This is a genomic window from Kamptonema sp. UHCC 0994 (genome assembly GCF_029167235.1).
Taxonomy (GTDB): Bacteria; Cyanobacteriota; Cyanobacteriia; order Cyanobacteriales; family Microcoleaceae; genus Kamptonema.
Map to the genome: position 1 here is coordinate 1 of NZ_JARFTR010000131.1, position 15040 is coordinate 15040.

Below are 15040 nucleotides of genomic sequence, written 5' to 3' on the forward strand. Positions count from 1 at the left end.
GTATGTCACCGCCCAGAGGGCGGCGCTACGTAAGACTTTTGACATCATTTTAAATTCAATCGAGCGCGTGCTTTCCCAATCCAAACATCTTCATCCGCAATCTTCTGATCTGCAAATTTTAAACAAGTTTGCCATTCTTTTAAGGCTCCTTTTTTATCATTCATACCTTCTAAAACTTGCGCTTTCAAACAATAAGCAGATGCCCGATTGTTATCCAATTTAATCGCAGCATTCTGTTGTGTTAACGCCTCTTCATATCGTCCTTGTTCTAGCCTCGCCCAACCGATATTTTTCAGCAAAGAATATTTGGTTGCATCGTCTTTAGCTAGTTCCAAACCTTGCCAGAGCAAGTTAACAGCACCATTGTAGTTTTTGTCATAAACTATAAGCAAGCGACCCAATTGGCTATAAGCACCAGCAAAACCTAGTTTTGCTGACCTCTGATATTTTTCACGAGCGCATTTAATATCTTGCATATCTTGGCAAAGCCATCCTAAAGTATAGGGTACAACTCGATTATCTGGATTCAAAATCTCCGCTAATAGAAATGCTTTTCGAGCTGTAATTAAATCGCCTTTCTGGTAAAGGTCAAACCCAAAATCATTAACAAGTACAGCCAACTTTGGCAACCCATACAACCATCCCACAGAACCGCCAGTCAGCAGCAACAAAACTGCCCACTTGAATTTAAAATTGCATTGAATTATAATTTGGAATAAGTTAAAGCCTCGTCTCTGTGGTATTAAATCATTCCAAGTTGGTGGTTCTACTGAAGGATTCTGACAAATTATCGGCAGCCAACTAGCACAAGGAAAGTCAGTTTCTAAGCCTTGCAACTTTTCTCGTGCCTCCCTAAAAGCCTGGTATAAAGAGTTACCACTAGCAAAGTTTGTAAGAAAATCCTTTAAAAATTGTTGAGCTACAAAGTCGGGAACCATTTCCCGCATGACAATCATTTGTGGAATTTCCAAATCATCCAATCGCTGCGCTAATCCCAATCCATCGCAAGAGTTGAAAATTGCTAACTGCAAACCATTTACCACAGCTTTTTTGAGACCATACCACACTTCATCAAGGGTCAAACTGTCGGTTTCATTAATATGAATCCGACCCGTATCTTCATCTGTCTCGCCGTGTCCTGCAAAAAAGATAATATCCCAAGGCTGTTCCCACAATTTATCATTAATTTGATTATGTTTGGGCTCAAGTAGAAAAACTACCTCTGCATTGGGCAAACTTTTTAGTAATTCCCTATCTTTCTCAATGTCAATGCCTGCACTACAACCGAGAATGGCTAAAACTCTGACTTTAGATTTAGCAGCTATTGGCAATAGTTGTGGGCTTTTATACTCAATGGGACTGAGAGCAACTTCAGAAAAAGAGTAACGGTCAATAAAATCCCATAAGTGCCAGGGAAGTTTTCGCAAATAATTGTCTTCAGTACGAACCAATACCCGCACTTTTTCAGTTCGGTTTAATTCTTCTCGCAGTCCCCTGTCAATGTCGCGAAACTGTTCAGATTTCAGCCATTGATTTATGAGATTGCCAAGTTTTTCACCCGATTCTTTAATTTCTTTGAGGCGAGTGGAGAATTTATTAGGGTTAATAAAATTGTGTTTAATAGATCCGGGTTTAATTCGGGTAACTAACCCCAAATTACGGTATTCTTGCCAATGACGCTGCATTTCGGCAGCTAATTCTGGATTAGGGGGCAAACTGCGCGTGATTTCTATCAATACGCGATCGCCTTCTTTGATTTCTAGGGAAGCTCGAAACCCCCCTATTTCCAGATCGCCATCAAGCTTGAGGACAACTAATTTAGCCATAACTTGCCTCTATACCTAGCCTATATTTAAGACAACTTAATTGTTGTAGGGAGATCGCCATCGGTCATTTGAGGCTAATCTCACTTTGGCGATCAAAGCTCAAACTGCTCCACGATGCTGACATCACCCAAAGCTACTTTAACACTAAACTGTTCACCTGGATAGCCATTAAACTCCAATTGTATATTTTTGCTGCTTTTTGCTACTGTTTGCATCATGGGTGTTCCTTGTTCATCAAGCACCATTAACTGCAAATCTTGCGGTAAGTAAATTTGCGGTTTGAGGGCGTATAGCTCTACAAAAATATCAATTTCTGCTTCAGTTCCCGCTGCTAACCCTACAAATATTGCCACCCGATCGTCCGCCTTTTGTAATTGAAGCAGCTTCCCTCCCATTGTTGTATTGTCACGCTTTCTGAATTTCATCGGAGCGACACTTCGGAAGTTAAAACTTGGTTCTGTTTCTGGCGGCGATAAGAGGGATTCTATGGTTTCTACCATTTCCCAGCCGGCATCCAGAATGCCGTTTACCCAATTGCTCAATAGCGCTACTATTGGACGAGGTGTACTCGCCACTGTCAGGAAACCTTCAAGGGATTGCCATTGTTTCAAAGGAATTTTTTCTGCTGTTGCTTTTTCTACAAATCCGATCAATGTTGCTTCGTTCATTGATTCAGACAATTGCACTGCGATGTAACCGATTCTATCTGTCCAAACCTCGGCTGGAACTTCTACAATATCGGAGCCTGGTAGAACAGCTCTGCACTCTACTTTACCCAAATCTTTGATGGTTAAATCGGCTGTATTTAGGAGACTTCGCATTAATGAATCCCAGCTATCGCCAACTTCTAAGTCTGTCTCAAGTTCCATACACTGGCAGTAATAATTTACTGCTAAAACTGCTAAAGTATTGCGATAAACTTGTTCGCCTTTTTCTGCATTAGCTTGCTGGCGACGGAAGTTTTCTGCTTGTTTGCGAAATTTAGATGTGATGGTCACGGTAAAACTCAGTTCCTCTGTTGTATTGTTGTTTTCTAACATTTTCATTTTCCTTTTCACCTATTCAAATATAGCTTAATTTGCGGAGAAAGTTCTCTGATGCTGCGCTGGTAGAAACTGCTGAGAGTTGATATTGGTATCCCTAAATCGGCTGAGATTTCTCTCCATTTTTCTCTAGCTAGTATTCGCATTGCTAAGGATTGAAAATTGAGATGGGGATACATTTTGTGACGCAGGTTTTGACAAAGCTGTTCCGGGTCGTTTTCTATGTAGTCCAATATCAGTTCAGATGGCAGAGGTATTTTTTCTGGTTGTTCGAGATTGTTTTCATCTGGTATTGATTCTAACTTAATAGTAGATGGGCCGATGATTTCACCAATTGCCTGATTAAAAAAACGCTTCTCCATATAAAAATTTACCCATCTCATTACTGGACTCTTCTCAGGTTTGTATTGGTCTATGCTCTGGCAAATGTAAATCATGAGTTTTTGGATTGCTTCTTGATAAATCTCCTCATACAGCTCTGGAAATTCACCGGAACGCGGACGGCAAAGTCTGTTAGATTTGAGAATCTTTTTTATTAGCTTAGTGAGAGCAATCCGTCTCTCTTTGCTTCTCGATGGATGCCGTTGAGCTTCTATGGCAAGCATCATCAGTTCCTCGTCTTGTAATCTGTTTTGTTCTTGGTCAAATGGCATCAAATCTCCTGTATTAGCCGTAGATGTTTTATTAGCCTCTATTTATCTGTTAAGGTTTTGTGGCAATTTTTACGCGAAGTGCCTTGATTTGTTACAAATCTTTATATTTTGCTGCGATCGCATTGTAACGGTATAGCAAGGGTTTGGGATTGCTTCGGAAGCCTCGCAATGACGGAAAATCCTAGTAAATGCGTAAGTCCTGCACAAATCAGGATTATGTAAAGTTTTGTAAACAAACGCGGGATCTCGCATAAAAGTTGAGTGCGCCTCCAGATAGATAGTTGAAGGTAACAAGGGTGAGCATCACAGAATGCTAATGAATATTGAAAAAAGTAATGCTGAGCTAGATTTCAGCAATTGGATTTGTCCAGACATCAGACCCGCGTGGACACTCGCTAAACTACGGAGTTCAGAGGAAATTATTTTGCAAGCAATAGAAGGGGAAAGGGAATTTCGCTTTAGTGAGGTCGAAGGCTATGCTTTGCGGTACTTCACGGGTGTTTTGACGATAAGTGAAGTTCAAAATCGGTTGAGTGCAGAATTTTCTAGGTGCGATCGCGACTTAGTAGCAAAGCTAGTCGAAAAACTCGTTGCTATGGGGATTTTAGCACGTTCTAAGGGCCCTCGTTTGAAGGCGATCGCCCAGTGGCTTCAACATCCCGACGGGTCTTGGATTTTGCGAAACCCGGAGGAAATGACGTTTCTGCAAGTGAGTCCAGAGGACAAAACAATTATCGAACAGTTGGGAGTCTCGCAGGATGCAAGTGCAGCCGAATTCTGCATTAGTGCCGAAAAACTGCACGCTTTGCTGGAATTGTTGGCCGCTACCGCCATGTTAGAACCCGATATCGATCGGTGATGTCGATTGTAAAGAAATGTAACAAAATCCAAATTCGGCGTAAAAACCGATAGGTGACGCAGATAAAGAGATAGAAGCTCGCGAGAGATTCAAAAGCACAAAGTCATTGTTAATAAATTACCAGGAGATACAGCATCTATGAAACGGAAACAGATACTTCAAGCAACAGCAACAGCACTATTTCTTAGCCTACTAGCCGGAGGAAAAGCTCTAGCTTTCACCTTCAATTTTACGCCAATTGCTCTTTCTGACCCCACCAGCCCTTTCCGTTCTTATAGCAGTGTTGGTCAGGGACTCGGCACAGCAGGCGGTTGGTCAGACTACAGCCTGTCATTCAAGAGCGAACAAAAAGGATTTGCCATCAACAATAACGGTGGAACAGTTGCATATTATGCCGATCTAATTGGCGGGGGTAAAGGTATTTTTACTAGCACTGGAGTCCGCACACCAACACTCATTGCGGACACCCAAGGCAGCTCAAAGTTTAGCAGTTTCGGTCAGGGGCTTTCCATCAACAAAACAGGAACGGTGGCATTTTTTGCTACTCTGAAAACCGGGGCTACAGGCATCTATACCAGCAACGGCATCGGAGAACCCAAGCTGATTGCCAGCACCACCGAGGGCTATAGCTTCAATCCGGGACTCTCGATTAACGACAAAGGAGAAGTCGCATTTTCCGCGATGAAGTCTGGTATTCAACAAATATTCAAATACGACACCAGCCAAGTTATCAATATTAGCAATTGCATGGCTGCGGGAAATACGGCTAGCCAATGCCCCCTGACAGGTCAAGGAGTTTATAACTACCTTAACGCTCAAGCACCTTCTATTAACAACGACGGAATAGTTGCCTTTGTAAGCATGAACGGCCTATTCACTAGCAATGGCGGGCCGTCCAATCCAATTTTGCCTAGCTCAACCTACTTCTCTTTCGGTTCCTACCGCGAAGCAAACATCAACGATAACGGTCTAGTATCTGCCTATGCCCACCTTAATAATGGCGCTGCGGGTCAAACGTCAGGGGTTGGTCAAGTCCTCATTAGTAGCGATGGTTCTCCTACTGGCGGTAGCATCGTTGCTGGCAATAATGTCACTTCAGGTCAGACGGGTTTTTATTACGTTGGTACGACTTCGATCAACGACAAGGGAAAGATCGCTTTCATGGCTAACCAGGTGACGGGTAAAAATGGCATCTTTATTGGAGCTGATGCGGTGAAGGATAAAATCATCGGCGTTGGCGATACTCTCCTTGGTTCCACAGTACAGGAACTTTTCTTCGATCGGAACGGCCTGAGCAATGATAACGAGATTAGCTTCTGGGCAAAACTTGCCAATGGTGTTTCGGGAATCTTCCGCGCCAATAGCTTTGCTGACTCGCAATACAATCCTTGGATGCCGAACTGTAGCGGTGGGAATGGTGCGACGCACGGTTTTTGTGATGTTGGCGGGAATGGCTGGTTCGACCCCCCCACTGCCTATGGCTTTAACTATAAGATGACTTCCGACTCTTTGTTTACTTCAATTCTCGACTTACCGAGCAATTTTATTAAACCCTTCACCGTAGCAGTTGGAGACATTCTTTTAGGTGAGTTTACCGCAGGCGACAGCATCGACTTTAGCCAATTTGCTGCCAAACTTGGCGCTTTACTCGTCAACGGTACTGGCGTTAAAGAATTTACCGTCACCGGCCTTGATGTCGATCCCAACAATCCCGCCGTATTCCCCATCAAACTCGCCTCTAACACCGATTTAATGAGCTTTGATATGCTGGCGCTCCTCAACCCAGATACCCCATCAGATGACGGCGTACCTGGCCCTGGTGGCCCTGACCCTGACCCTGGCATCGGTGGTGGCCCTAACGAACCCGTTCCCGAACCCACTACAATCCTGGGCACATTAGTATTTGGTGCTGTCGCCGCCAAACTCAAACGTCAACGCGCATCAGCCAACAAAGAAGTTTAATTTTCAACGATTGTAAAGGCGCAATTAATCGCGCCTTTACACAACAAACTTGGATTTTCTCAATGTCTAAATTCAGGAGTATTCCCGTGCATCTAACAAAAAAAAATCTAATCCGCTGCATCTCAACAGCCTTTGCAGCCAGCATAATTATCGCATCCGAACCACAAAAAGCTAGAGCTGCAACCCTCTACAACGGCTGGAATTATGCCATTGATTCTTTCAATGACGGCGTAACAGGAGGACAAGTAGGAGGTGGAGCCTTTGAGTTTTACGGCATGGCTTTTCAAGAAACTGCCGAGAAAATTTTTGTCGCTCTTAACACTAATTTATCCTTAGCAGGATTTGAACATGGCGGCGCTCAAGGAGGCAGTATTAGTTATGGCGATTTGTTCTTAAATTTCTCTGGTTTAAAGTTCAATGAAGCTAGTACAATTGGTAACTTATTCGCCGTCCGTTTCGCAGAAGGCAATGACTCCGGCGCTGAAACCACAGGAGTTTACAGCAATGTCATCGCCAAAAGTGTAGCCGAGACTAATTCTGGCTATGCCAATTTAAACGAGTACAACGCTCACATTAAATCCAGAGGTGGTACGCCTTCAACGGGTGATTTAAGTGCTGCCGATTCCTACTTTGAGCAGACAGGTGACTGGACAGTTCTCAATGTAATTGATTCCGGTGAAAAAGTAGGTGATATCAGTTTCTTGACTACCGCAGCATTAAACGTTATGGGTTTAGATTTTGCTCATTTTAAAGCAACTGGTTCTCAAACTATTGGATTTAGTTTTGACAAATCCTTAATGCCTTCTGGCAGCTTTATCGCTAATTTCTTTGCCGAATGCGCTAACGATGGCATCGCGATTAATGGAGAATTAGAAAACGATGGCATCCCGATTAATGGAGAATTGGAAGCTGTACCCGAACCATCTTCTTTTTTGGGAACTTTGGTGGCGCTAGGCCTGATTGGTGCTCGCTTACTGGCAAAACGTAAACATCATCGGGAAAGTTTACGGATTCTCACCGCATCTGACGAATAAGATAGGGTCAACTCTTGCGCTTTCAGTGTTTTAAAATCCACTTGCGTCAAGGATTGCCAGATTTTTGCTAATTGCTAATCCCTAACATCTTCGGAAAACTAGCCATTAGCAATTAGCAATTAACCATTAGCAATTACCAATTAGCAATTACCAATTACCAATTACCAATTACCAATTACCAATTACCAATTACCAATTACCAACTAAGGAGTTATATGAGCGGTCTGAACAAAAAATCAATAACCACTGCCGGAACAGCGTTTATGATTTTAGGAATAGGTATGGCAACAGGAGATATAACTAGGGGAGGGCACATTGTCTCTACAGGAGGTGATATCTTAGTACAAATAATCCCATCTCTAGCTAATTTTACCAGTGAGTTACACCTTTTTTACCCAGAGCGCCGATATCTTACTACTAATCGAGATACGAGAGGAGCGATAAATCTAGGTAACTTTCCCCTGGGTAGCGAACTCATATTTGGGATATTTGTAAGGGATACAGGTAATATTTTTATGATGGGGCCAGGAGATCGCAACCCCGATGGAATTCCCCATGCTTCGGCACAAATTATTAGACCCGGAGTCGCAATTGTTAAATTCAAAGATGTTTGGGGTGAACAGAATGAAGACTTTGATAATAGTATGATTAAACCTGAAAAGGCGATTGCAGATGTTGCCAAACCTTTAGCTCAACCTGCTACTGTGAAAGGTAATTTAGTGTTTGGCAATTTCAATGTTTCTAGGGTATCGAAGCGCAAAAAGCAGCAAAAAGCTGTTTAATTCATACCCTACCCGCAGTTACGTAAAATCAATAGCATACAGTTGATAAAGATTCAATAATTAGGAGGATAATATGCAGACAGTTCTTGTTAAGCCACCAATCAAAGTTATTCAGCCAGAAGGTCGTATCAACGCATCAAATGCACCGGAATTTGAATATCAATTGACTGCTGCTGTTCTCTCCCCAGAGAATGATTGTTTGCTCGTCGATTTGGGAAAAGTAGATTTTTTAGACAGTGCTGGTTTAATGATATTGGTTTCTGGTTTCAATCTGTCGAAGCGCCTTAATCGCCGATTTACGCTTTGCTCTGTTTTACCTTCAGTTATGATGATATTTGAGCTAACTCAACTTGACCGCGTTTTTGAGATTTTTGAGAATCGTAATAGTTTTGAGTTGGCTATCAGTGTGGCAATGGATTTTGTGGCTGAGGTAACTGATTTGAAGAGTTAACAGTTATAGCTGTCCTTATCTCTATTGTAGAAGTTCTAAGACCTGATAAAATTTTAACTGTTCGTTCTTTGGCAAAGGCAGGTTAGTATTTATTAAACCTTTGTGCTGACTTGGACGCAATTTTAAACTGGGAAATCTTTTTTTGCTGTGCGATCGCCAAGGCGATCGCGAACCACACCAACCCCATATCAACGACCTCTCCTTGGTCTATAGTTAGCGGGGAGCTACAGGCAAAATCCAGTTTTCCGCTAACTATATTCTGAGGCTATTAAGCAGCTTTTTCCACAAAAGACGTTAACCGTTCTAACCACTCCGGCCAGTAATAGAGCAAATTTTCCCGATTGAATTCAAATATTTCTGCGTCTTCACCGGGAAGGGCTACGACAATTAAACCATTAACAATTTTAGCGCCAAACAAACTGTCACGATAACATCTGTTAATTGCACCACCATAAGCTACAAGCTGTAAAGGCTTGTCATAAAGTTTTTGCACTTGCAGCTTTGGTTCTTCAGCAGTCGTCCACTCAATAATGTGGGGAACACCTTCATACCGGGCAACTAAATCAACTTTCCCCGCGTATCCTTCCACATAATTTGGTACAATTGTCTCGACTAACTGGACATCGGTAAGTTTCTCCAGTACGGGCTGTATGCTATAAAAATAGGGCTGAATTAGGCTGGAAGCGGTGGGAGATAACCCCTGCAAATATTCCTTAACCCACTGATGCAGTAGTTCTCCTCGGCGACGGCTAGTTAGAGCAATGCGATTTGCTTCTGCGTTCCCTACTTTCTTGCGCCAATTAGAAATCGCAGCTACAGACTCAATCCGCTGTGTATCTTTAAGTATTGTGGTAACGGCTGGTAGCACAATACCATTTTTGCCTTGGTAGTAAAAGCGACCATTAATGTAGGTTCGTTTCATAAGAAAAATCTCCAAAAAATTTCTAAATTCAATCTCGCAATTTTGCTTTGGAGTTATCTCTCACGTTAAGGCTGACTTAGACTGACTTAGGCTGACATATCTACAATCTTCAGTTGCAGCGTGCTATTCAAAATTATTTTTGCTCTACAATAAGTAGTATCAGAGTACCTTAACTGTGGTTTAAGGCTAGATGGAAGATACTGAATTTGCTTTTAGATAATGGAGAGATTAGCCCATGTCGCTACCCCGTGACTTTTTGATTGAGATGGCTCGTAAGTATGATCTTTCGCCAGAGCAAGAGGATGCTTTTGTAATCTGGTTTAGCGGTAAAAAGACAGAATTGGAGATAGCAACAGAACTCCATATCACCAACAGTGCTTTTACCACTCGCATGAGCCATGTTTACAAAAAGTTCAGTATCAACGGTAAAGGCCCAGGTAAATATGGTCGGTTGTTCAATTTTTTGACTACCGAGGATGGGAAGTCTAAGCCTTCGGACTCTTCAACTTCTAATCTGTCAGAGGATGAGTTAAATGACTTGGTGCAAGAGGTACGCCAGAAGTATCGAGAGAAGATGCAAGACCAGTGCGGTACAATGCGATCGCTTACCATGTCACAGCCTATTGATGTGAGTGACCTCTACACAAATGTTAACATTCTGGAAAAAATTACAAGTTATCAGCGGCGTGAAATTGATGAACTCAAACAAAACTTTGACCCAAAAAACTTTAATTACTTTGGAATTGGCAAAGTAACTGATGAACGAATACCAGGACTAGAAGCTGTTGAAAAATACTCAAAATTGATGGTGCTAGGTAAGCCAGGGTCAGGAAAAACCACATTTTTAAAGCATTTAGCAATCCAGTGCAATCAAGGTAATTTTCAAGCTAATCATGTCCCAATTTTTATCACCCTTAAACAGTTTGCAGAAACAGAAGGAAAACCGAGCTTACTGGAATACATAACCCAGATTTTTTCTGATTGTGATGTCTCGGCTAACCAAATAGCTGTTCTATTGAAGAACGGTAAGACAATGGTTTTACTCGATGGTTTGGATGAAATAAAAGATGAGAATAACAGCCGTGTTATTGAGCAATTTCGTTATTTTTCCGAAAAGTTTCACACTAATCAGTTTGTAATCACTTGTCGGATTGCAGCCAAAAAATATAACTTTGAGAAATTTACAGAAGTTGAAGTTGCGGATTTTGATGACAAACAGATAATTTTTTTTGCTCAGAAATGGTTTGAGAGTAAAGAATCAGCAAAAGCAGAGGAACTTATTCAACAGCTTCACGAAAATGCTCGGATTCAAGAACTGGCAACAAATCCGTTACTACTAACACTGTTATGTTTAGTATTTGAAGAATCAGCCAAATTTCCTATTAATCGTTCAGAACTTTATGAAGAAGGAGTGGATATCCTGTTGAGAAAATGGGATGAAACACGAAGCATAGAGCGAGATCATCTTTATAAAAATTTATCATTGCAACGTAAGAAAGATTTGCTTAGTCAAATTGCTGTAATGACATTTGAGCGGGGTGACTATTTCTTTAAACAGAAGGAAATAGAACATTATATTTCTGATTTCATCCGTAATCTACCTGATGCTCAAAATGGCCCGGAGGTGTTGCAAATAGACAGTGAGGCAGTTCTAAAATCAATTGAAGCACAGCATGGGTTATTGGTGGAACGGGCGCAGAAAATATACTCTTTCTCTCACTTGACTTTTCAAGAGTATTTCACGGCTAGAGCAATTGTTAGTAATTCTGCTCCACAACCTTTGGAAAAAATCGCTTGCCGCGTTACTCAGAAAAAATGGCGAGAAGTATTTATATTAGCGGTTGAAATGTTGCCAAGAGCAGATGATTTATTGCAATTTATGAAACAGCAGGTTGATGCTTTTATAGCTACTGATGAAAAATTACAGCATTTCTTAGTTTGGGTAAACCAGAAGACACTTTTAGTCCAGTCTTTATTTAAAGCAGAAGTTATTCGTTCTTTTTACTTCAATCTTGGACTTGCTCTTTACTATGGTTATGATTGGGATGCTTTATTTACAATAGTTGACTACTTTGATGCTAATAGTAACGACCCTAATTTTTCATTTACGGGCAATCCTCCCGATGGAATTATGGCAGACCTTTGTTTAACGCTTGATCTTGAAGATGCGCTTAATTATGGATTTATTAATGATTATGATCCATTGCGACAATGCCTTGAGGGACTTATTGAACAAATTCCGAATTTAAATTACATAGATGAGTGGTGGGATGATGAGTGGTGGAAAAACGATGAGAATGTTGAATGGTGGAAGGCCAACGACCAAGCCTGGACTGAACAATTAAGATATATACTCATTGAGCATCGCAATATTGGGCATGAATGGGAGTTTAGCGAAAACCAAATAGAATTACTTCAGAATTATTATGATGCCAATGAGTTGTTAGTGGATTGCCTCAAAAGTAGTTGTATTATCAGCGATAAAGTGCGACAAGAGATACAAGATACCTTGTTATTACCCACAGTTAATAATTTAGAATAAAATTCAAATGAGCGAAAAAATCAACTCAGTTTTATTAATTATTAAACCCTTTCCCAAATTTGTAGTAGTGGCTGTCTCCCACTTCCCTCTTTTTTAAGACTTAGCGGAAAGCAGCCACTACTAAAGGCTATAAGCCGAAAACAGCAAATACTTACGAGCGATGAGCCGAAAACTAAGACATCGCTTGAGCGATATAATCAAAATAAGGAGCAGCCTCCTTAGCATCATCCTCATTCAGCAAAGCCAGAGAAGCTTCCTTTAGAGCTCGGATGGCTTCCACCATTCCGGGGACGGGAACCCCCAAAGAGTTGTACATCTCCCGCACCCCAATCAAACCGATCTTTTCAATCGGCTCCTTATCGCCTGCGAGAATACCATAAGTAATCAAACGCAAATACCAACCGTAGTCGCGCAGACACAAAGCCCGTTCCCGCGTACCATAGGCATTTCCACCAGGAGAAATGAAGTCGGGGCGTTTCTTCCACAGTTTTTTGCTGGCTTCTTCAACAATCTTTTTCTCACTTTCAGAAAGAGCGATCGCAATCCGCACCCGCTGGGAACCTGTTTTAAAAAAAGAATTGATGCTCTGGAGCTCGCCGGCACTGGGGTAGCGAAGCTCGTCGTCGGCTTGGAGAATAACTTGGCTAACTACGCTCATGGTTATGGAAATTTTTTAGGGTAACACTAAATTAGTTTAACGACTTAGTGGGCACAAACCAATAGAGGGGCATAGAGTATCGGTGACATGAAATCCGCGATAATAAAGATCCGCGCTTTCTCACCTATGACTAAAATAAAATCCCCCATCTCAAATCCTCAATCTGCGATCGCCCAACAGGGTCAACTGGTTGAACTCGAAATTATCGACTTGGCCGACAGTGGCGACGGGGTAGCCCGCCTAGGTCAGCTAGTTGTTTTTGTCCCGGATACTGTTCCAGGCGATCGCGCCATAGTTCGCCTCATGCAAGTCAAAAGCGACTCCGCAACAGGCAAACTCCACGAACTCACTGAAATATCCGAACGCCGCATCCGACCTATGTGCATTGTCGCAGATAAGTGCGGCGGCTGTCAGTGGCAACACATTGATTGGCACTACCAACTTGAAGCCAAACAAAATATAATCATTCAAGCTCTACAGCGTATCGGTGGATTCACCGCACCCCCCGTAGATCCAGTTTTAACCGGCCCTGACCTTACACCTTTAGGCTATCGCAACAAAGCCACCTATCCCCTAGCAACCTCCTCAACAGGTCAAGTCCAAGCTGGTTATTACCAAAAAGGCAGTCATCGGTTAATTAATCTTAATCAGTGTCCCGTCCAAGACGAAGACCTTAATCCTTTATTGAAAGACATAAAAAAGGATATACAGCAGCGGGGTTGGAAGACCTACGATGAAAAGCACCAAACAGGAGAATTGCGCCACCTATCTGTACGAATTGGACGGCGTACAGGAGAAATATTACTGACTTTAATAGTTCGGAGTGGCGATTTGCCAGGGGTGGAGGCGCAAGCGTCGGAATGGCTGAAACGCTATCCTAAATTGGTAGGCGTGTGTTTGAATATCAACCCCCGCAATACTAATGTCATCTTTGGCCCAGAAACCCGCTGCATTGCTGGTAAACCCTACCTGCTAGAGATTTTTTCCGGTTTAGAGTTTCAAATTCGCGCCGATACTTTCTTTCAAGTCAATAGCGAGGCCGCTGAGACGCTGTTACAGGTAATTGCTGATGAATTGCACCTCGAAGGTAATGAAGTTTTAGTTGATGCTTACTGCGGGATTGGCACATTTACTTTACCTTTAGCAAAATTTGTGAGTAAGGCAATAGGTTTAGAATTGCAAGGGGCGGCCGTCAAGCAAGCTCAGTTAAATGCTGAATTAAATAACTTGACAAATGTGGCTTTTCATGTTGGAGCAGTAGAGAAATTGCTGCCGCAGTTGGATGTTACCCCAGATGTAGTATTACTTGACCCGCCGAGGAAGGGTTGCGATCGCACGGTTTTGGAAACTCTCGCAGCATCGAAACCCAGTCGCATTGCCTATATTAGCTGTAAGCCTTCAACTCTCGCCCGCGATCTGAAATTCCTCTGCCAAAATGGAGGCTATAAATTACAGCGAGTACAGCCAGCAGATTTCTTTCCCCAAACCCCCCACGTTGAATGTGCAGCCTTTTTGGTGCGCTGAGGGAGATGGGGAGCGAGGGAGAGGGGGAGATGGGGAGTGAGGGAGCGGGGGAGATGGGGAGCGGGGGAGGATGGGGTAATTAGCGATTAGCCATTAGCGATTAGCCATTAGCGATTAGCCATTAGCGATTAGCCATTAGCGATTAGCCATTAGCGATTAGCGATTACCCATTAGCCATTAGCGATTAGCGATTACCCATTAGCCAATTCCCAATTCCCAATTTTCCTAAGTAGAATTGTCTGTACTACTTAGGGGGGTTATCTCGAAAGGAAATTTAGAAGACAATTTGTGAAGATATAAGAGTAAGTCGAGGATAAATTAATGAGCTTTTCAATCCAATCCCTTTATACCTGGTATCGCAACACCCTTCGCAATCCCAAATATCGCTGGTGGATTGTTCTGGGAACTATGGCCTATTTGATCAGTCCGATTGATATCGCTCCAGACTTTCTGCCAATTATCGGGCAAATTGATGATATCGCTATTCTAACGCTACTGGTTTCTGAAGTTTCCCAGATGGCGATCGAATATGCGAAATCTCGCCAAGCTGCGAATGATACTCAAGTTTCCGATCCAGTCAATGATAGTCCTAGTTACAATCCTGGTACTGTTGACGTGGATGCAGTTTCTGTCAAATAACTGGCTACTAAGTTTTAAAGCTTTGACCTCCAACCCTTAAGCGTGTCTCCCAGAAACAGCGTACAAAGGTTGGAGGTTTTTAAGTGCTATGTAAGTGTTATCGGACTTTCGCAAAAGTATCTGTAACGCCGCCGTCTCGGCGGTA

Annotated in this window: 13 protein-coding genes; 8 read left to right on the forward strand and 5 right to left on the reverse strand. The window is 42.4% G+C overall.

Annotated features, from left to right (window positions below; translation table 11 throughout):
* Window positions 1–44 precede the first annotated feature (44 nt).
* The 3 genes from PY364_RS12800 to PY364_RS12810 all read right to left on the reverse strand — a co-directional run bounded on the left by PY364_RS12800 (window position 45) and on the right by PY364_RS12810 (window position 3522).
* Entirely contained in the window at window positions 45–1826 is a 1782-nt protein-coding gene (locus PY364_RS12800; protein ID WP_275523003.1) for a CHAT domain-containing protein, read from the reverse strand.
* Window positions 1827–1918: 92 nt separating this feature from the next.
* Window positions 1919–2872 (reverse strand): DUF1822 family protein, encoded by a 954-nt coding sequence (locus PY364_RS12805; RefSeq protein ID WP_275523004.1) that lies wholly within the window; start codon window positions 2870–2872, stop codon window positions 1919–1921.
* An 8-nt stretch (window positions 2873–2880) separates the two neighbouring features.
* Window positions 2881–3522: a hypothetical protein gene (locus tag PY364_RS12810; protein WP_275523005.1), complete on the reverse strand. Its 642-nt coding sequence runs from the start codon at window positions 3520–3522 to the stop codon at window positions 2881–2883.
* Between the two features lie 316 nt (window positions 3523–3838).
* Here PY364_RS12810 and PY364_RS12815 point away from each other — a divergent pair, with 316 nt between their 5' ends.
* From PY364_RS12815 to PY364_RS12835, 5 genes are all read left to right on the forward strand, one after another.
* On the forward strand, window positions 3839–4381 hold the full coding sequence (locus tag PY364_RS12815) for a hypothetical protein (protein ID WP_275523006.1): 543 nt from the start codon (window positions 3839–3841) through the stop codon (window positions 4379–4381).
* A gap of 138 nt (window positions 4382–4519) precedes the next feature.
* A complete protein-coding gene (locus PY364_RS12820; RefSeq protein ID WP_275523007.1) occupies window positions 4520–6343 on the forward strand; it encodes a choice-of-anchor tandem repeat NxxGxxAF-containing protein in 1824 nt (607 codons plus the stop codon).
* Between the two features lie 62 nt (window positions 6344–6405).
* On the forward strand, window positions 6406–7377 hold the full coding sequence (locus tag PY364_RS12825) for an XDD3 family exosortase-dependent surface protein (protein ID WP_275523009.1): 972 nt from the start codon (window positions 6406–6408) through the stop codon (window positions 7375–7377).
* 215 nt (window positions 7378–7592) lie between these two features.
* Window positions 7593–8159, forward strand: coding sequence for a hypothetical protein (locus tag PY364_RS12830; RefSeq protein WP_275523010.1), 567 nt, complete (start codon window positions 7593–7595; stop codon window positions 8157–8159).
* A 73-nt stretch (window positions 8160–8232) separates the two neighbouring features.
* The gene (locus tag PY364_RS12835) at window positions 8233–8610 is read left to right on the forward strand and encodes an STAS domain-containing protein (RefSeq protein WP_275523012.1); all 378 of its coding nucleotides are present in this window, start codon (window positions 8233–8235) and stop codon (window positions 8608–8610) included.
* Between the two features lie 268 nt (window positions 8611–8878).
* On the opposite strand, the gene PY364_RS12840 is transcribed toward PY364_RS12835, so the two are convergent.
* The gene (locus PY364_RS12840) at window positions 8879–9532 is read right to left on the reverse strand and encodes an exonuclease (protein ID WP_275523014.1); all 654 of its coding nucleotides are present in this window, start codon (window positions 9530–9532) and stop codon (window positions 8879–8881) included.
* 235 nt (window positions 9533–9767) lie between these two features.
* On the opposite strand from PY364_RS12840, the gene PY364_RS12845 reads away from it, so the two are divergent.
* Window positions 9768–12074, forward strand: coding sequence for an NACHT domain-containing NTPase (locus tag PY364_RS12845; protein WP_275523016.1), 2307 nt, complete (start codon window positions 9768–9770; stop codon window positions 12072–12074).
* A 172-nt stretch (window positions 12075–12246) separates the two neighbouring features.
* Here the strand turns inward: PY364_RS12845 and apcD are convergent, their stop codons facing one another.
* The gene (apcD, locus tag PY364_RS12850; protein WP_275523018.1) at window positions 12247–12732 is read right to left on the reverse strand and encodes an allophycocyanin subunit alpha-B; all 486 of its coding nucleotides are present in this window, start codon (window positions 12730–12732) and stop codon (window positions 12247–12249) included.
* Between the two features lie 126 nt (window positions 12733–12858).
* Here apcD and rlmD point away from each other — a divergent pair, with 126 nt between their 5' ends.
* Window positions 12859–14256: a 23S rRNA (uracil(1939)-C(5))-methyltransferase RlmD gene (rlmD, locus tag PY364_RS12855; protein ID WP_275523020.1), complete on the forward strand. Its 1398-nt coding sequence runs from the start codon at window positions 12859–12861 to the stop codon at window positions 14254–14256.
* 321 nt (window positions 14257–14577) lie between these two features.
* Window positions 14578–14895 carry a YkvA family protein gene (locus PY364_RS12860; RefSeq protein WP_275523022.1) on the forward strand — a complete coding sequence of 106 codons (318 nt, stop codon included), beginning with the start codon at window positions 14578–14580 and terminating at the stop codon, window positions 14893–14895.
* Window positions 14896–15040 lie beyond the last annotated feature (145 nt).